The organism is Streptomyces sp. BL1, assembly GCF_057628045.1.
The window spans coordinates 3,206,003-3,222,271 of the sequence record NZ_JBXYWZ010000002.1; the positions used below are offsets into that span (position 1 = coordinate 3,206,003).

Annotated in this window: 17 protein-coding genes; 11 read left to right on the forward strand and 6 right to left on the reverse strand. The window is 71.2% G+C overall.

Annotated features, from left to right (window positions below; genetic code table 11):
• Positions 1-141: 141 nt before the first annotated feature.
• From ilvA to AC3AGO_RS14055, 3 genes are all read left to right on the forward strand, one after another.
• Positions 142-1,350, forward strand: coding sequence for a threonine ammonia-lyase (ilvA, locus tag AC3AGO_RS14045; RefSeq protein ID WP_487820526.1), 1,209 nt, complete (start codon positions 142-144; stop codon positions 1,348-1,350).
• A gap of 316 nt (positions 1,351-1,666) precedes the next feature.
• Entirely contained in the window at positions 1,667-2,728 is a 1,062-nt protein-coding gene (locus tag AC3AGO_RS14050) for an ATP-binding cassette domain-containing protein (protein ID WP_487820527.1), read from the forward strand.
• Entirely contained in the window at positions 2,725-3,579 is an 855-nt protein-coding gene (locus AC3AGO_RS14055) for an ABC transporter permease (protein ID WP_487820528.1), read from the forward strand. The genes AC3AGO_RS14050 and AC3AGO_RS14055 overlap by 4 nt, the downstream gene beginning before the upstream one ends.
• A gap of 133 nt (positions 3,580-3,712) precedes the next feature.
• Here AC3AGO_RS14055 and greA read toward each other — a convergent pair whose 3' ends face one another.
• Positions 3,713-4,210, reverse strand: coding sequence for a transcription elongation factor GreA (gene greA / locus AC3AGO_RS14060; RefSeq protein WP_487820529.1), 498 nt, complete (start codon positions 4,208-4,210; stop codon positions 3,713-3,715).
• 241 nt (positions 4,211-4,451) lie between these two features.
• Positions 4,452-4,862: a DUF4307 domain-containing protein gene (locus tag AC3AGO_RS14065; RefSeq protein ID WP_487820530.1), complete on the reverse strand. Its 411-nt coding sequence runs from the start codon at positions 4,860-4,862 to the stop codon at positions 4,452-4,454.
• A gap of 143 nt (positions 4,863-5,005) precedes the next feature.
• Here AC3AGO_RS14065 and mca point away from each other — a divergent pair, with 143 nt between their 5' ends.
• The 4 genes from mca to AC3AGO_RS14085 all read left to right on the forward strand — a co-directional run bounded on the left by mca (position 5,006) and on the right by AC3AGO_RS14085 (position 7,526).
• Positions 5,006-5,884 (forward strand): mycothiol conjugate amidase Mca, encoded by an 879-nt coding sequence (gene mca / locus AC3AGO_RS14070; protein WP_487820531.1) that lies wholly within the window; start codon positions 5,006-5,008, stop codon positions 5,882-5,884.
• A gap of 4 nt (positions 5,885-5,888) precedes the next feature.
• Positions 5,889-6,149: a hypothetical protein gene (locus AC3AGO_RS14075; RefSeq protein WP_487820532.1), complete on the forward strand. Its 261-nt coding sequence runs from the start codon at positions 5,889-5,891 to the stop codon at positions 6,147-6,149.
• Between the two features lie 29 nt (positions 6,150-6,178).
• On the forward strand, positions 6,179-6,841 hold the full coding sequence (gene msrA, locus AC3AGO_RS14080; protein WP_487820533.1) for a peptide-methionine (S)-S-oxide reductase MsrA: 663 nt from the start codon (positions 6,179-6,181) through the stop codon (positions 6,839-6,841).
• A gap of 283 nt (positions 6,842-7,124) precedes the next feature.
• A complete protein-coding gene (locus AC3AGO_RS14085) occupies positions 7,125-7,526 on the forward strand; it encodes a DUF4234 domain-containing protein (RefSeq protein WP_487820534.1) in 402 nt (133 codons plus the stop codon).
• Between the two features lie 63 nt (positions 7,527-7,589).
• On the opposite strand, the gene AC3AGO_RS14090 is transcribed toward AC3AGO_RS14085, so the two are convergent.
• Positions 7,590-7,940 carry a DUF1330 domain-containing protein gene (locus AC3AGO_RS14090; RefSeq protein ID WP_487820535.1) on the reverse strand — a complete coding sequence of 117 codons (351 nt, stop codon included), beginning with the start codon at positions 7,938-7,940 and terminating at the stop codon, positions 7,590-7,592.
• A 216-nt stretch (positions 7,941-8,156) separates the two neighbouring features.
• On the opposite strand from AC3AGO_RS14090, the gene AC3AGO_RS14095 reads away from it, so the two are divergent.
• Complete coding sequence (locus AC3AGO_RS14095) at positions 8,157-8,690, forward strand: type 1 glutamine amidotransferase domain-containing protein (protein WP_487820536.1); 534 nt, start codon at positions 8,157-8,159, stop codon at positions 8,688-8,690.
• A gap of 154 nt (positions 8,691-8,844) precedes the next feature.
• Here the strand turns inward: AC3AGO_RS14095 and AC3AGO_RS14100 are convergent, their stop codons facing one another.
• On the reverse strand, positions 8,845-10,089 hold the full coding sequence (locus AC3AGO_RS14100) for a L,D-transpeptidase (RefSeq protein WP_487820537.1): 1,245 nt from the start codon (positions 10,087-10,089) through the stop codon (positions 8,845-8,847).
• Between the two features lie 355 nt (positions 10,090-10,444).
• Between AC3AGO_RS14100 and AC3AGO_RS14105 the strand changes: the two genes are divergently transcribed.
• From AC3AGO_RS14105 to hutH, 3 genes are all read left to right on the forward strand, one after another.
• Positions 10,445-10,768 carry an LPXTG cell wall anchor domain-containing protein gene (locus tag AC3AGO_RS14105; protein ID WP_487820538.1) on the forward strand — a complete coding sequence of 108 codons (324 nt, stop codon included), beginning with the start codon at positions 10,445-10,447 and terminating at the stop codon, positions 10,766-10,768.
• A 126-nt stretch (positions 10,769-10,894) separates the two neighbouring features.
• Positions 10,895-12,121, forward strand: coding sequence for a GGDEF domain-containing protein (locus AC3AGO_RS14110; protein ID WP_487820539.1), 1,227 nt, complete (start codon positions 10,895-10,897; stop codon positions 12,119-12,121).
• Between the two features lie 172 nt (positions 12,122-12,293).
• The gene (gene hutH, locus AC3AGO_RS14115; RefSeq protein WP_487820540.1) at positions 12,294-13,844 is read left to right on the forward strand and encodes a histidine ammonia-lyase; all 1,551 of its coding nucleotides are present in this window, start codon (positions 12,294-12,296) and stop codon (positions 13,842-13,844) included.
• Positions 13,845-13,915: 71 nt separating this feature from the next.
• Here the strand turns inward: hutH and AC3AGO_RS14120 are convergent, their stop codons facing one another.
• Together AC3AGO_RS14120 and AC3AGO_RS14125 are read right to left on the reverse strand one after the other, a co-directional pair.
• Positions 13,916-14,767, reverse strand: a complete 852-nt coding sequence (locus AC3AGO_RS14120) for an enoyl-CoA hydratase/isomerase family protein (protein ID WP_487820541.1) — start codon at positions 14,765-14,767, stop codon at positions 13,916-13,918.
• 94 nt (positions 14,768-14,861) lie between these two features.
• Positions 14,862-15,920, reverse strand: a complete 1,059-nt coding sequence (locus AC3AGO_RS14125) for an adenylate/guanylate cyclase domain-containing protein (RefSeq protein ID WP_487824655.1) — start codon at positions 15,918-15,920, stop codon at positions 14,862-14,864.
• Positions 15,921-16,269: the final 349 nt, after the last annotated feature.

Here is a 16,269-nt window from a genome sequence, read left to right on the forward strand (position 1 = left end):
TCCAAGGTCACGTAAACAGTTGGTTTAGCCGTGGGGCACAGAGTACGCGGCCGGACCCCGCCACGTACCACCGCTGCACGAACCGGCATGGACTGCCGTCCCTCGCCCGAATCGTCCGGCACGCCCTGCGAGACTGGCCATATGGCCACCACCGTCTCGCTCGACGACGTACGCACCGCCCAGAAGACGCTCTCGGGCGTCGCGCGGATGACCGCGCTGGAGGGGAGCCGCCACCTCTCCTCCCTGGTCGGCTCCCCCGTCCACCTCAAGTGCGAGAACCTGCAACGCACCGGCTCCTTCAAACTGCGCGGCGCGTACGTGCGGATCGCGGGACTCTCTGCGCAGGAGCGTGCGCGGGGCGTGGTCGCGGCGAGCGCCGGCAACCACGCGCAGGGCGTGGCCCTCGCGGCCTCGCTGCTCGGCGTCTCCTCGACGGTGTTCATGCCGCAGGGCGCCCCGCTGCCGAAGGTCGCGGCCACCCGCGACTACGGGGCACGCGTCGAGCTGCACGGTGCGGTCGTCGACGAAACCCTGCGCGCCGCGCAGGAGTACGCGGACCGTACGGGCGCCGTGTTCATCCACCCCTTCGACCATCCCGACGTGGTGGCCGGCCAGGGCACGCTCGGCCTGGAGATCCTGGAGCAGTGCCCCGAGGTGCGGACCATCGTGGTCGGCATGGGCGGCGGCGGGCTCGCGGCCGGTATCGCGGTGGCGGTCAAGTCCCTGCGCCCGGACGTGAAGGTGGTCGGCGTGCAGGCGGGCGGCGCGGCGGCGTACCCGCCCTCGCTTGCCGCGGGACACCCCGTGGCGCTGGAGTCGGTGTCCACGATGGCCGACGGGATCAAGGTGGGGCGGCCCGGTGACGTGCCGTTCAAAATCGTTGGCGACCTTGTCGACGACGTCCGTACGGTGTCCGAAGACGCCCTGTCCCGCGGGCTGTTGCTGTGCCTGGAGCGGGCGAAGATGGTCGTCGAGCCGGCGGGCGCGAGCCCGGTGGCGGCGCTGCTGTCGGAGCCGGGGGTGTTCGAGGGTCCGGTGGTGGCGGTGCTGTCGGGGGGCAACGTCGACCCGCTGGTGCTGCAGCGGACGCTGCGGCACGGCATGGCGGCCGCGGGCCGCTATCTGTCGCTGCGGCTGCGGCTGACGGACCGTCCGGGCGCATTGGCCGCGCTCCTGGGCGAGTTGTCAGTGGTGGACGCTAACGTCCTGGACGTGAGCCATGTCCGGACCGACCCGCGGCTCGGGCTCGACGAGGCGGAGGTGGAACTGCATCTGGAGACAAAGGGGCCGGAGCACTGCGTCGACGTCGCCTCCTCGCTGCGCGCCGCGGGATACACGGTGACCAGCTGAGCCGGTGACCGGAGGGGCCGCGGTCCGTCCCGGTCAGCTGACCGTGGCGACCAACCGTCCGTCCTGAGTGGCGGTCCGTCCCGAGCGACCGTCCGCCCCGGGCGACCGGACGCGTCCCGTACGGGCTCCGCGGCCGCCGTTCCTTCCGCCAACTGCCGGGCCACTCGCGACTGTCGTGTTTCCGTTGACGCGATATAGCGCGTCCCCCATACTGCTGTCCGCTAGCCGCCTTCGCGGGTGCCTCAGCGCACCATGTGCCGGACATATCCGGCGAATCTAGACTCTTCGCAACTCACTCCACACCTTGGGAGCCGATATGCCAGGCGCCATTTACGCCGAGGGTCTTGTGAAGACCTTCGGCGACGTAAGGGCACTGGACGGCGTCGATCTCGACGTCCCCGAAGGCACCGTGCTGGGCCTCCTCGGGCCGAACGGCGCCGGCAAGACCACGGCGGTGCGCGTGCTCACGACGCTGCTCCAGCCCGACAGCGGAAAGGCCTTCGTCGCCGGGATCGACGTGCTCAAGCACCCCAACGAGGTGCGCCGCTCCATCGGCCTGTCCGGCCAATTCGCCGCCGTCGACGAGTATTTGACGGGCCGGGAGAACCTCCAGATGGTCGGGCAGCTCTACCAGATGTCCGCGCGCGACGCGAAGAAGCGCGCGTCCGAGCTGCTGGACCGGTTCAACCTCGCGGACGCCGCCGACCGTACGGCGAAGACGTACTCCGGCGGTATGCGGCGCAGGCTCGACCTCGCCGCGGCCCTCGTCGTCAGCCCGCCCGTGATGTTCATGGACGAGCCGACCACCGGGCTCGACCCGCGCAACAGGCAGGGCCTGTGGGAGGTCATCGAGGAGCTGGTGGCCGGCGGCACCACGCTGCTGCTCACCACGCAGTATCTGGAGGAGGCCGACCGGCTCGCGCACGACATCGCGGTCGTCGACCACGGCAAGGTCATCGCGCGCGGCACCTCCGACCAGCTCAAGGCGCAGACCGGCGGCGAGCGCGTCGAGGTCGTGGCGCATCTGCGCGAGGACATCCCCACCGTGGAGTCCGTCCTCGACCGGCACAGCCTCAACGGCCCCGGCAAGGGCGGCGTTTCGGTCGAGAGCCACACCCGCCGGCTGACCGTCCCGGTCACCGGCGGCGCCAAGCTGCTCGCCGAGGTCATCCGCGAACTGGACGCGCGGGGCGTCGAGATCGACGACATCGGCCTCCGCCGCCCCACCCTCGACGACGTGTTCATCTCGCTCACCGGCCACGCCGCCGAGGAGCGCGACGCCGCGGAGGAGGCGGCGGACGCCGCCGCAGGCACGGACGGCAAGAGCGGCAAGGGCGGCAAGGGCGCGACGAAGCAGAAGAAGGAGGCCGCGAAATGACCGCGGTGACCCAGGCCGCACCCGCGGCAGCGCAGAGCGGAGGCGTGGGCCAGTCCGTCAGGGACTCGCTGGTCATCGCCAAGCGGAACCTCATCAGGATGCTGCGCATCCCCGAGGTCGTCATCTTCGGCCTGATCCAGCCGATCATGTTCGTGGTGCTGTTCACGTACGTCTTCGGCGGGTCGATCAATCTGCCCGGCGTCGGCACGGACCCCGAGGCGTACCGCAAGTACCTGATGGCGGGCATCTTCGCGCAGACCGTCACGTTCGCCGTGGCGGGCGCGGGCGCGGGCATCGCCGAGGACATGCACAAGGGCCTCATCGACCGCTTCCGTTCGCTGCCCATGACGCGCGGCGCGGTGCTCACCGGACGTACGCTCGCCGACCTCGTGCAGACGGCGCTCACGCTCGTGGTGCTCGCGGTCGTCGCCCTGCTGGTGGGCTGGCGCACAGAGACGAGCATCCTCGAAGTCCTCGGCGGATTCGGCCTGCTGCTCCTGCTCGGCTACGCCTTCACCTGGATCGGCGCGCTCATCGGCCTGTCGGTGCGCACCCCGGAGGCGGCCACCTCGGGCGGGCTGATCTGGCTCTTCCCGCTGACGTTCATCTCCAACGCGTTCGTGCCGATCGCCGGCATGCCGGCATTCCTCCAGCACGTCGCCGAGTGGAATCCGTTCAGCGCGACGGTGCAGGCGGCGCGGGAGCTGTTCGGCAATCCCGCGGGCAGCGGCTCCGTCACCGGCGCCTGGCCCATGGACCACCCGGTGTGGGCGTCGCTGATCTGGTCCGTCATCATCATCGCGGTCTTCCGCACCCTGGCGGTCCGCAAGTACAAGTCGGCGGCGGCGTAAGCCCGTTCGCGCGCGACCGCCCCGCACAGAACGCGACCGTCCCGTACAGCCCGCGACCGTCCCGTACAGCGAGAGCCCCGGCCGTCCGGCCGGGGCTCTCGCTGTTGCTTCCGGGGTGTGTCGTCGCGCTGCCTCAGCCCCGGTAGGGCTTGGCGTCAACGATCTTCACCATCGCCATCTTGCCGTTCGGAAGCTCGTATTCGGCCTCCGAGCCGACCTTCTTGCCGTTCACGCCGTCACCCAGCGGGGACTGCGGCGAGTACGTCTCCACGTCGGCGCTCGCGTACTCGCGCGAGGCGAGGAGGAACGTCAGCGTGTCGTCCTCGTCGCCGTCGAACGCGATCGTCACGACCATGCCGGGGGCCACCACGCCGGTGTCCGCCGGGGCCTCGCCGACCTTGGCCGTCTCCAGCAGCTGCTGAAGCTGACGTACGCGCAGCTCCTGCTTACCCTGCTCCTCCTTGGCCGCGTGGTACCCGCCGTTCTCGCGGAGGTCACCCTCCTCGCGAGCCGCCTCGATCTTCTTGGAGATCTCGGTGCGTGCAGGACCCGACAGGTACTCCAGCTCGGCCCTGAGCTGGTCGTACGCCTCCTGGGTCAGCCAGGTGACGTTGTCGCTGGTCTGGGTCACAGGTGCTCCTCGTCGGTACTCGGGATATAAGCAACGCCCTGCCCATGAGGCTGCGCCTTGATGGGCGGGCGGAAACTACGAGCCTAACAATTCCGGGGGAAAAGGGAAGAAGGTCTGAGAGAGAGTGGCTGGTCGACGGCGTACAGGAGCCGTTTCGGAAGCCTGTCCGGGACCGTGCGACAGAGCTCACACCGCGGCTCCGCCGAGGCCGCCGCCCCCTTCGTACGGGACGGCCGTCGCGTCAGCCGGTCGTACAGCCGACGAGCGAGGCGCTGGTCGCCTTCCCCGTCGTCCGCAGCGTCACGACGGTGTCGATCCGCGTCTTCCCCTTGGGTACGTCCACATCCTTGCGGGCGACCTCGGCGCTGCTCTCCGCCTGCGCGCGCAGCGTGCACACGCCCTGCGCGCCGGCGTCCTTGCGGATCTCCAGATGCGCCTCGACCTTCTTCGCCGAGACCACATCGAATTTGATCAACTCGCCGCTGACGCCCTTGCCGGAGACGTACGAGACGCCGAACCACACGATGACCGCCACGGCCAGGGCTCCCAGCACCGAGCCGACGATCTTCAGCCGGCGGTCGGTGCGGGCGTCGTCTCCCCCGGAACGGCCGCCCCCGTAGCGCCCTTCGGGCGGGGTGCGCACGTCAGCCATGGGCCGGTCCTCTCGGCGGGGCGGTGGTCGTGGACGGGGAATACATCGCGTCGGCGATTCCGTCACTATAGAAGCCGCCCGTTGTGGCCACGGGTACCGGGGCAGCTCGCGCCGGTGCCGACCGAACTGACGAGGATCGAGAGTTGACTGAGCAGCTGCGACTGATGGCCGTGCACGCGCACCCCGACGACGAGTCGAGCAAGGGCGCGGCGACCATGGCGAAGTACGTGTCCGAGGGAGTGGACGTACTCGTGGCGACCTGCACGGGGGGCGAGGCGGGATCGATCCTCAACCCCAAGCTTCAGGGCGACCCCTACATCGAGGCGAACATCCACGAGGTGCGCCGCAAGGAGATGGACGAGGCCCGGGAGATCCTCGGCGTCAAGCAGTCCTGGCTGGGCTTCGTCGACTCGGGGCTGCCCGAGGGCGACCCGCTGCCGCCGCTGCCCGAGGGCTGCTTCGCGCTGCAGGACGTCGACGAGGCCGCGGGCCGGCTGGTGCGCCTGATCCGGGAGTTCAAGCCGCAGGTCGTGACGACGTACGACGAGAACGGCGGCTATCCGCACCCCGACCACATCATGACGTACAAGATCTCCGCGGTCGCCTTCGATCACGCGGCGGACACCGAGAAATATCCGGAGGCGGAGTTCGGCCCGGCCTGGCAGCCGCAGAAGCTCTACTACAACCAGGGCTTCAACCGCGCCCGCACCGAGGCGCTGCACAGCGCGCTGCTGGAGCGCGGCATGGACTCGCCGTACGAGGAGTGGCTGGAGCGCTGGAAGACCTGGAAGCGCCCGGACCGCAACATCACCACGCACGTGCCGTGCGGCGACTTCTTCGAGATCCGCGACAAGGCGCTGATCGCGCACGCGACGCAGATCGATCCGGACGGCGGCTGGTTCCGGGTGCCGCTGGACATCCAGCGCGAGGTCTGGCCCACCGAGGAGTACGAGCTGGCGAAGTCCCTCGTGGACACCACGCTCCCCGAGGACGACCTCTTCGCGGGCATCCGCGACAATTGACGGTATGAGCGCGACGCAGACGGTCTACTCGGCAACGGCCCAGCTCCTCCCCCTGGCCAAGGAGCTGGACGAGAACAAGGTCACGCCAGGTGTCCTCGGCTTCATCGTCTTCGCGGTGATCGGCGCCGCGGTGTGGTTCCTGATGAAGTCGATGAACCGGCACATGAAGAAGGTCGACTTCGAGGAAGAGCCGGAGAGCGCCCCGGCCGACGGCGGCAAGCCGTCGCAGGGCGCGCAGTCCCCGGCCTCCACGTCGGACGCCTGAAGCGCGTACGTATTCAAGGGAGCCCGCCGATGCTGTTCGGCCGCCACAAGAACGCCCTGCCCACACCCGAGGAAGCGCTCAAGGGCCGCGCGGAGCCGGAGTTCACGGTTCCGGAGCGGCACACCGTCCTCGGCAACCCGCTGCTCGGCCCGTACCCGGAGGGCCTGGAGACGGCCGACTTCGGCCTGGGCTGTTTCTGGGGCGCCGAGCGGGTCTTCTGGCGCGCCGGGGGCGTGTGGACCACCCTGGTCGGCTACCAGGGCGGGACCACTCCCAACCCCTCGTACGAGGAGACCTGTTCGGGCCTGACGGGGCACACCGAGGCCGTCCGCGTCGTGTACGACCCCGCGAAGATCACCTACGCGGAGCTGCTGAAGATCTTCTGGGAGAACCACGATCCGACGCAGGGCTTCCGCCAGGGCAACGACGTGGGCACCCAGTACCGTTCGGCGGTCTACACGCACGGCCCCGAGCAGCAGGCCACGGCGGAGGCGTCGCGCGAGGCGTACCAGCAGCGCCTCGCCTCCTCCGGCCTGGGCACGATCACCACGGAGATCCTCCCCGCCGAGGACAACCCGTTCTACCCGGCCGAGCCCTACCACCAGCAGTACCTGGACAAGAACCCCGCCGGCTACTGCGGCATCGCCGGCACAGGAGTCTCCTGCCCCACCGGCATCACCCCCGCCGAGTAGTCCCGCCGCCGAGGTCCGTCCTCTTCCCGCCGGTCCGGCGGGTGTCGTCAACGCAGCTCCTCCTGCCCGTAGCCCGGGCGGGGGGAGCTGTTCGCGTGGGGCCGGGTGGGGGTGAAGTGCGGGGTGGGGGTGGGGTGTTGGGGCGGAGTGCCGGGAGGTGAGGGGGCGTCAGTGTGCTGGGGGTGGGGTGCCTGTGGTGAACTGTGGCCCGCCGTACGGGACTTCAGTGTCGAGGCTTCCCGCACGCTGACGTGACAGTTCAACAGGAACGGTAGGACGGGGTATGAACGGTACAGCCGGGAAGCGGCGGAACATTGTGCTCGTGTGGCTGGTGTGGCCGCTGATCACACTGGGGATCTACGCCCTGGTCTGGTACTACAAGGTCAACCGTGAGGCGCGGGACTTCGATTCGCGCACCGAGTCGAACCCGCTGGTGTCGCTCATCGCCATCACGTTCGGCGCGATCATCATCGTGCCGCCCTTCGTCTCCGTGTGGAAGACGGGCAGCCGCATCGCGCAGATGCAGCGCGCGGCCGGGATCCAGCCCTCGTGCAGCCCGGTGATCGGGCTCATTCTGAGCTTCTTCTTCGCCCTGCACTCGCTCTACTACCAGGCCGAGCTCAACAAGGTCTGGGAGCACTACGGGACCCCGGAGGAGGGCACCCAGCTGACCCTCGCCGCCTGACATCTCCGTCAGACGGCTGCGGCCCGTCCGGTCCGGCGGCTCAGGACCGGACGGGCCGCCGGCTCAGACCCCGCTGTCGAGCGCGGCCCGGAACACGGCCGCCTTCGCGGCGGGGTCGTAGTCGTCCGGGACACCCCGTACGAGCACGATGTCCCCCTCGATGTGCCGCGTCCGCAGGGGGATCAGCTCCTGGTAGGCGGGCGAGGCGTACCAGGCGTGGGCCGTGTCCACGTCGGGGAACTCGATGAGGACGACGCTCCCCGCCCAGCTCCCCTCCACCACGTCCATGGCGCCCCCGTGCACGAGGAAGCGGCCCCCGTACGGGTCGAGGGTCCCCTGGATGCGTTCCACGTAGGTGATGAGCTCCGGGTGCGGAGCGGAGTCGCGGAAGTGGGCGAGACCGTAGGCGGGCATGGCGGTCCTCCTCGGAAGGGGTGCGGCCCGGCCGTCCGGACCGCTCCGCCTCATGGTGTCCGGCTTCGGCGCCGCGCACGATTACCCGCGAGGTAAGGACCGGCGCGGCGAGGACCGGCGAGGGCCGGAGCGCAGGTATGAGCCCGTACGCGGCGGGGACCCGTGCGGCGGGCCCGGGCAGCCCGGGCCGAGCCGGACCGGAAGGAGGCGGCGACCATGCGCGTCGCGTTTCTCGTGGCACCCGCGGGTGCCGAACAGATCGAGCTGACGGACCCGTGGCAGGCGGTGACGGAGGCCGGCGGCACCGCACGGCTGGTGTCGACGGTGCCGGGCCGCGCGCAGGCGTTCCACCACCTCGACAAGGGCGACAGTTTCGAGGTCGACCAGACCGTGGACGAGGCGTCGGCTGCCGAGTACGACGGGCTGGTGCTGCCCGGCGGTGTGGCCAATCCGGACGCGCTGCGGACGGACGACGGGGCGGTCGGCTTCGTGAAGGCGTTCTTCGACGCGGGCAAGCCGGTCGCCGCGATCTGCCACGCGCCGTGGGTGCTGGTGGAGGCGGACGTCGTACGGGACCGGACGCTCACGTCGTACCCGAGCCTGCGCACCGACATCAGGAACGCCGGCGGCAACTGGGTCGACGAGCAGGTCGTCGTCTGCGGCGGCGGCCCGAACACCCTGGTCACCAGCCGTCGGCCGGACGACCTGAAGGCGTTCGACGAGGCGCTGCTCACCGAGTTCGCGAAGTAACCGCGCACGGCAGCGCACCGCCGAGCCGCGCACCCGCAGCGCCGCACACGCAGCGCCGCACACCGCGCGCCGCACACACGAGAGGCGGGGTACGGGAGAGATCCCGTACCCCGCCTTCGTCGGTCGGTGGGCCGGCGCGCGGCGCCGTGGCGGATCAGACCGCCGAGCCCGCCTTCCACTGCTTCCAGTCCATGTTCCAGCCGTTCAGGCCGTTGTTCGGCTGGACCGTCTTGTCGGGCGAGCCCTTGACGTCGACGATGTCGCCGACCAGCGAGTTCTCGTAGAACCAGCCGCCGTCGGTGGTCTTCGAGCCCGCGCCGCGGTCGTCCTTCAGGCCGACGCAGCCGTGGCTGGTGTTGCCGGAGCCGAACGGCGCGCCCCAGTAGTTGCCGTGGATGAAGGTGCCGGACTGCGACAGCCGCATGGCGTGCGGCACGTCCTTGATGTCGTAGCCCTCTTCGCCCTTGCGCCCGAAGCCGACGGTCTGGCCGTCCATCCGGGTCTCCTTGTGCTTCTCGGAGATCACCATCTTGCCGTTGTACGTCGGGTTCTTGGTGTCGCCCGCGGAGATCGGGATGGTCTTCAGCTTCTTGCCGTCGCGCACCACGGTCATCTGGTGCGTCTTGGCGTCCACGGTGCTGACCTGCGAGCGGCCGACGTTGAACGTGACCTGCTTGTCCTGGACACCGGTCAGGTTCGGGCCGCCCTTCACCCCGTCCAGATCGAGGTCGAGGGTGACCTTGGAGCCGGCCTTCCAGTAGTCCTCGGGCCGGAAGTCCAGGCGCTGGCCGTCGAACCAGTGCCCGACGACCTCCTGGCCGCTGGACGACTTCACCTTGATCGCGGACTGTACGGCCTTCTTGTCGGTGATCGCCTTGTCGAAGGTGATCGAGACCGGCATGCCGACGCCGACGGTCTGGCCGTCCTCGCCCGCGTAGGTGCCGATGAAGCTGTTGTCCGGCGAGACGGTGGTGAACGCGGAGTTCTCCACGGCCTTCCGTCCGTCGCCGTCCTTGGCCGTCGCCGTGATCTTGTACTGGGTGGCGCGCTCCAGCTGCTCCTTGGGCTTCCAGCTCTTGCCGTCACCGGAGAGGGTGCCCTCGACGGGCGTGCCCTCCTGAGCGGTCTTCATGGTGACGTCGGTGAGCTTGCCCTTGCTGACGGTGACAGCACCGCCGGTGTTGATGCTGGCGCCGTCCGAGCCGTCCTTGGACGCGATCTTTATTCGCGCGGCCGACTCATCCTTGCCGGTCATCTCCGACTTGGATTTGCCGGCACCGTCCCCGCTGTCGCCGCCGAACATGCCACAGCCGCTCAGCGTCAGGACACCACCGAGCAGGACGGCGGTCGCCGCGATGGTCTTGCGGTGCCGACCCGGCGTCGTCACTGGCTTCTCCATTACCTTACGAACCCCACATCTCCCCGATTTGCTGCGTACGCCCCCTACCGGTGAATACCGGACATGCGCAGCACAGCTCTACGCAAGAGAACGTGAAGAGCGCTATGACCGGTTCCACACTTGGCGAAACTGTGGGCTAGAACACCAGTCCCAGTCCAGCACCAGTATGCGCCCCGCCGGCCGCCCGTTGTCACTCCCCCGCAGCGTCGCCCCTGGTGACGGTGGGGCCCTGACAGGGGGCCGCCAACGGGGTGACCACAGCTTCCGTCGGGGGTACGGGTATCAGTAACATCGGTGAACACTCCGCAAGTTCACCGCTCGTTCGCAAGAACAACCCACCCGGAAGGGGCACTTCGTGGCCGCAGCCGCGCAGTCAGCCATGTCCGCACACCGTCGATCACTGGCCACGGCCGCCGCTGCGGGGGCGGTACTGATCGCGCTCTTTTTCGTCCCTACTGCGAAGGCGACGCCTGATGCCGGTCCGCGCCACAACGCGACCGCGGCCAGTACCCACAGCGCGGCCAGGGACGCCGCGCGGAGCGCCGGGCACGCCACCGTCCCGCAGCCGGACCGGCTCGCCGACACGGGAAGCTTCGACACCGCGCCGTACATGGTGGGCGGCCTCGGCTTCCTCGGCGCCGGCGGCGTCCTGGTGACGCGCTCCCTGCGCGGCGCGTAACCCCGCGCCGCACACCCCCGGCCGGCCCTCGCGGCCCCGCCGTCCCGCAGCCCCCGCCGTCCCGCGGTCCCTGCGGTGAGCGGCGCTTGCGCGGCGGGGCGGGGCGGACGCTCATAGCCTGGGCGGATGGGAGAGGACGCGCGGCTCCGGGCCGTTGTGACGTTGGCGCAGGCGATGGCGGCGGCCCAGACGTCCCCGGCCCCCGGACCGCCCGCCGCCTCGCACCGCGAACCGCCGCACCGCAGGATGGCCCGCGCCGCCGCGCTCGGCGCGCGCGACGCGCTGGACGGCTCCTTCGCCGCCGTCTCCCAGTGGGACCGGGTACGCGGCCGGCTGCGGGTGCTGGTCAACGTGGGCGAGCTGGCCGAGGGCGAGGAGGAGTTCCCCGAGGACGAGTCGTACCCGGTGCACGACTTCCCGGAGATCACCGAGTTCCTGCACGAGCGCTGGGCCGAGGGCGGCGACGAGCCGCACGCCTGGGTGGAGCGCCGGGACGACCCCGAATGCCGGGAGGACACCGAGGACGCCCCCGGTTCGTACTGCCATCAGCGGGTGGCCGCGCTGCGCCGCCGGGGCCGCGGCTCGTGCGTCGTCGCGCCGCTGGTGCTGCACGGCCGGGCCTGGGGCGAGCTGTACGTCGCTCGGGGCGTCGGCGAGCCGGCGTTCGGGCGCGCGGACGCGGACTTCGCGACCGTACTGGCGGCGGTCGTGGCGGCGGGCGTCGCACAGGACGAACGGCTGGAGGAGGTGCGGAAGCTCGCCTTCACCGACCCGCTGACCGGGCTCGCCAACCGCCGTGCCGTGGACTTCCGGCTGGACGAGGCGCTGGAGCAGCACCGTACGGAGTCCGCGGACCGGCCCGTCGTGAGCCTCGTGGTCTGCGACGTCAACGGGCTGAAGCGGGTCAACGACGTACACGGGCACGAGGCGGGCGACCGGCTGCTGGAACGGTTCGCCGCGCTGCTCTCGCTGTGCGCGGCGATGCTGCCGGGGGCGCTCGCGGCGCGGCTGGGCGGGGACGAGTTCTGCCTGCTCGCGGTGGGCCCCGAGGCGGACGAGGTGGTGCGGGTCGCGGGCGAGTTGTGCCGCAGGGCCGCGGAGCTGGAGCAGGGGAACGGCGTCGCCTGCGGGGTCGCGTCGACGGGCGACCCGATCGGGCCCGACGTGTCGGCGCGCAGACTGTTCCGGCTGGCGGACGCGGCGCAGTACCGGGCGAAGGCGGCGCGCGCCGTACGGCCCGTGGTGGCGGGGCGCTCCGGAGGTGCGGACGATCCCGTCGTACGGCTCGCGGACGCGGCGGCGCAGGAGGCGCCGCCCGACGGGGAGCGGCGGCACTTCCGCGGACGGGCCTGACGGGCGGCCCCTCACCACAGCCCCGACAACGGCCCCGGACGACGGCCCTGATGACGCCCCTGACAACGCCCCCGACGACAGCCCCGACGGTGCCCGGGCACCCGGGCCCGTAAGGAGCCGGGGTGCGTCCCGGCCGTGACAGGTGGGCATTCAGTCTCTAGGGTTCGTGAATATGGTTATGCAAACTGTGCAGTTGGGTCCCTCGGACGTCACCCCCGAGGACGTACTCGCCGTCGCCCGTGACGGCGCCCGTGTCGAGCTGACCGGCGCGGCCGTCGACGCGCTGCGTACGGCCCGCGGCGTGATCGACGACCTCGCCGCCAAGCCGGACCCCGTCTACGGGGTCTCCACCGGATTCGGCGCGCTCGCCGTCCGGCACATCTCCCCCGACCTGCGTGCCCAGCTGCAGCGCAACATCGTGCGCTCGCACGCCGCCGGCATGGGGCCGCGCGTGGAGCGCGAGGTGGTGCGGGCGCTGATGTTCCTGCGGCTGAAGACCGTCGCCTCCGGCCACACCGGCGTACGCCCGGAAGTCGCGCAGGCCATGGCGGACATGCTCAACGCGGGCATCACCCCCGTCGTGCACGAGTACGGCTCGCTCGGCTGCTCCGGCGACCTCGCGCCGCTCTCGCACTGCGCGCTGGCGCTCATGGGCGAGGGCGAGGCGGAGGGGCCGGACGGCGAACTCCGGCCCGCCGGCGAGCTGCTGGCCGCGCACGGGCTGACGCCCGTCGAGCTCCGCGAGAAGGAGGGGCTGGCCCTCCTCAACGGCACCGACGGCATGCTCGGCATGCTGCTGATGGCCTGCGCCGACCTCGGCCGGCTCTTCACCTCCGCCGACATCACCGCGGCCCTGTCGCTGGAGGGGCTGCTCGGCACGGACAGGGTCCTGGCACCCGAGCTGCAGGCCGTCCGGCCGCACCCGGGGCAGGCCGACTCGGCCGCCAACATGCGCGCCGTGCTGGCCGGTTCGGGCCTGACGGGGCACCACCAGGACGACGCGCCCCGCGTGCAGGACGCCTACTCCGTACGGTGCGCGCCGCAGGTCGCGGGCGCGGGGCGGGACACCCTCGCGCACGCCCTCACGGTCGCGGGCCGGGAACTGGCGGCCTCCGTCGACAATCCCGTCGTCCTCGGCGACGGCCGCGTGGAGTCCAACGGCAACTTCCACGGGGCGCCCGTCGGATACGTGCTGGACTTCCTCGCCATCGCCACCGCCGACCTCGCGTCGATCGCCGAGCGGCGCACGGACCGGCTGCTGGACAAGAACCGTTCGCACGGGCTGCCGCCGTTCCTCGCCCAGGACGCGGGAGTCGACTCGGGGCTGATGATCGCCCAGTACACGCAGGCGGCGCTGGTCAGCGAGCTCAAGCGGCTCGCCGTGCCGTCCTCAGCGGACTCCATCCCGTCCTCCGCGATGCAGGAGGACCACGTGTCCATGGGCTGGTCCGCTGCGCGGAAGCTGCGCACCGCGGTCGACAACCTGACGCGGGTCGTGGCGGTCGAACTGTACGCGGCGACGCGGGCGGTGGAGCTGCGCGAGCACTCCGGCCTCCGGGCGGGCGACGCGGCGCGCGCGGTCATCTCGGCGCTGCGGGAGGCCGGTGCGGAGGGCCCCGGCGGCGACCGCTTCCTCGCCCCGGACCTGGCCGCCGCGGACACCTTCGTCCGCACGGGCGCCCTGGTCCGCGCGACGGAGTCGGTCACCGGGCCGCTGGCCTGACCCCGCGCTGACGGACGGGCCGGCGCCAGGAGAGGCGCCGGCCCGTCCGTTTCAGAAGCAGAGCCGCGGAGTCACTCGGCGGGCCAGGAGGGCTTGCGCTTCTCGTTGAAGGCCGCGACGCCCTCCGCACGGTCCGCGGAGAACGCGACCGTACGCCAGGCCGCGTCCTCTATGTCGAGGCCGGCGTGCAGGTCCATGCCCCAGCCCGTCCGCAGTGCCCGCTTCGCCGCGCGCAGCCCCACGGGGGAGTTCGCGGCGATGCGGGCCGCGAGGGCCAGCGCGTCGTCACGGGCCGCGCCCTCCGCGGCGAGCTGGTCGACGAGACCCAGCTCGCGTGCCTCGGCGGCCTCCACGCGGCGGGCCGTGAACACGAGTTCCGCGGCCCGCGCGGCGCCCACCCTGCGCGGCAGCAGCTGCGTACCGCCGCCGCCCGGGATGACGCCGACCGACACCTCGGGCAGCCCGACGACAGCCGTCGGATCGGCGACGATCAGGTCGCAGGACAGGGCGAGTTCGAAGCCGCCGCCGAGCGCGTAGCCGTGCACAGCCGCGACGGCCGGCACCGGCAGATCGAGCACACCGGTGTACGCGGCGCGGCTGTACGGCCGCTGCCGGCTCAGCTCCTGGTCGCTCAGGGAATTGCGTTCCTTCAGGTCAGCGCCGACGCAGAACGCGCGCGGGTGGGTGGAGGTGAGCACGACGGCCCGTACCTGCCGGTCGGCGGAGAGCGCGGCACACGCCTCGCCGATGCAGTAGGCGAGCTCCGTGGAGACGGCGTTCATCGCCTCCGGCCGGTCCAGGACCAGTTCGGCGACGTGGGTGTCCGGGTCGTACGCGACACGGACCCAACTCCCGTACGTACCCTCGGCCTTCACGGGCGCCGCGCCCCGCGCGCCCTGCTCGCTCTGCGTGCCCTCTGTCATGCGGACCTCCTCGTCGCCGAACCGGTGGACGCGTCGCCGCACCGGCAGGCATCGCCGTACTGGAAGGCATCTTCGTACCGCCGGGCGCGACGCGTCAGCGACGATTCAACATCCACGGCTCCACGACGCCCAGGCCCCGCACCGGACGCTGGTACAGCGGCTGCAGCGCGAAACGGAAGCCGGAGAGGTCCTCGGTCTCCTTCTCCGACTCCGGCGAGTCGCCCGCCGAGACGAGCTCGGCGCGGCAGGCGCCGTCCACGAGCACCGTGTCCTTGGGCGCTATCGACGTGAGCCGGCTGGCCAGATTCACGGTGTTGCCGAAGACGTCGCCCATGCGGGTCGTCATCGTGCCGAAGGCGATGCCGACGCGCAGTTCGGGCATGGTCTCGTCGTGCGCCATCGTCTCGATGAGGCGCAGCCCGATCTCGCCGGCGGTGCCCGCGTCGTCGGCGACGTACAGCACCTCGTCGCCCAGCGCCTTGATCAGCCTGCCGCCGTTCGCGGCGACCAGGTCGGCCGCCGTGGTCTCGAACGCCTCGACCAGTTCGCCGAGTTCCTCGTCCTCCAGCCGCCGGGTCAGCCGCGTGAAGCCGACGAGGTCGGCGAAGCCGATGGCCTGCCGCCGGTCCGCGGTGTCCTCGTCGTCCGCGGTCTGGACGACGCGTCCGGTCGCGGCGGCGAGCTGTCTGCGCCACACGTACACCAGGAACTCCTCGAGTTCCGGCAGCAGCAGCTGCACCAGCGGGTACGTGACTTCGTTGCGGGTCATCCCGGGCTCGGGCGGCTCGGTGAGCCCCATCAGGAAGGAGTCGATCTGCCAGTCGGCCAGCCGCGCCGTGGTCTGCCCCGTCGACCGCGCGACCTGCACGGCCATCGACTCGCTCAGCAGACCGGCCTCCACCAGACCGGACAGCCGGCGCAGCGCGAGCACGTCCGCCTCGGTCAGCGCCCGCGCCTGCCCGACGTCCGCGAAGCCCATCGCCCGCCAGAAGCGGGACGCCAGCTCCATGGAGACACCTGCGGCACGTGCCGCCTGGAACGGGGTGTACTGCCGCTCCGAACCGAGGATCAGCTCCTCGATGTGCAGCGCGCTGGGGTCCTCGTCGTCGTTGCCCCGCCGGACGGGATGCTGCTCGGGCTGCTGTCCGTTCAGCTCGCCGTGCGACGCGTACGGACCGTGCTCGACGGCCGCCTCGTGACCGCCGTCGCTGTCGTACGGGGCGTCCTCGTGCGCGCTGTTGTCGCCGTACGGGGCGTCGTCGTGCGTGCCGTCCTCGCCGTCGTCGTCACGTTCGTCGTGTGCGTCGTGTGCGTCGAAGCCGTCGTGCTCTTCGTAGCCGTCGTGCTCGCCGTGTGCGACGTGTCCACCCTGCTGTCCGTCCTGGCCGCTGCCGGCCCCGTCCTCGCCCCGTTCACTGTCGTGCGAGGCGGGCTCCGATGCGGCGTCAGACTCTGTCGTACGTGCGGAAGTGCCCGATTCATCCACGGTCACTGCCGCCCCT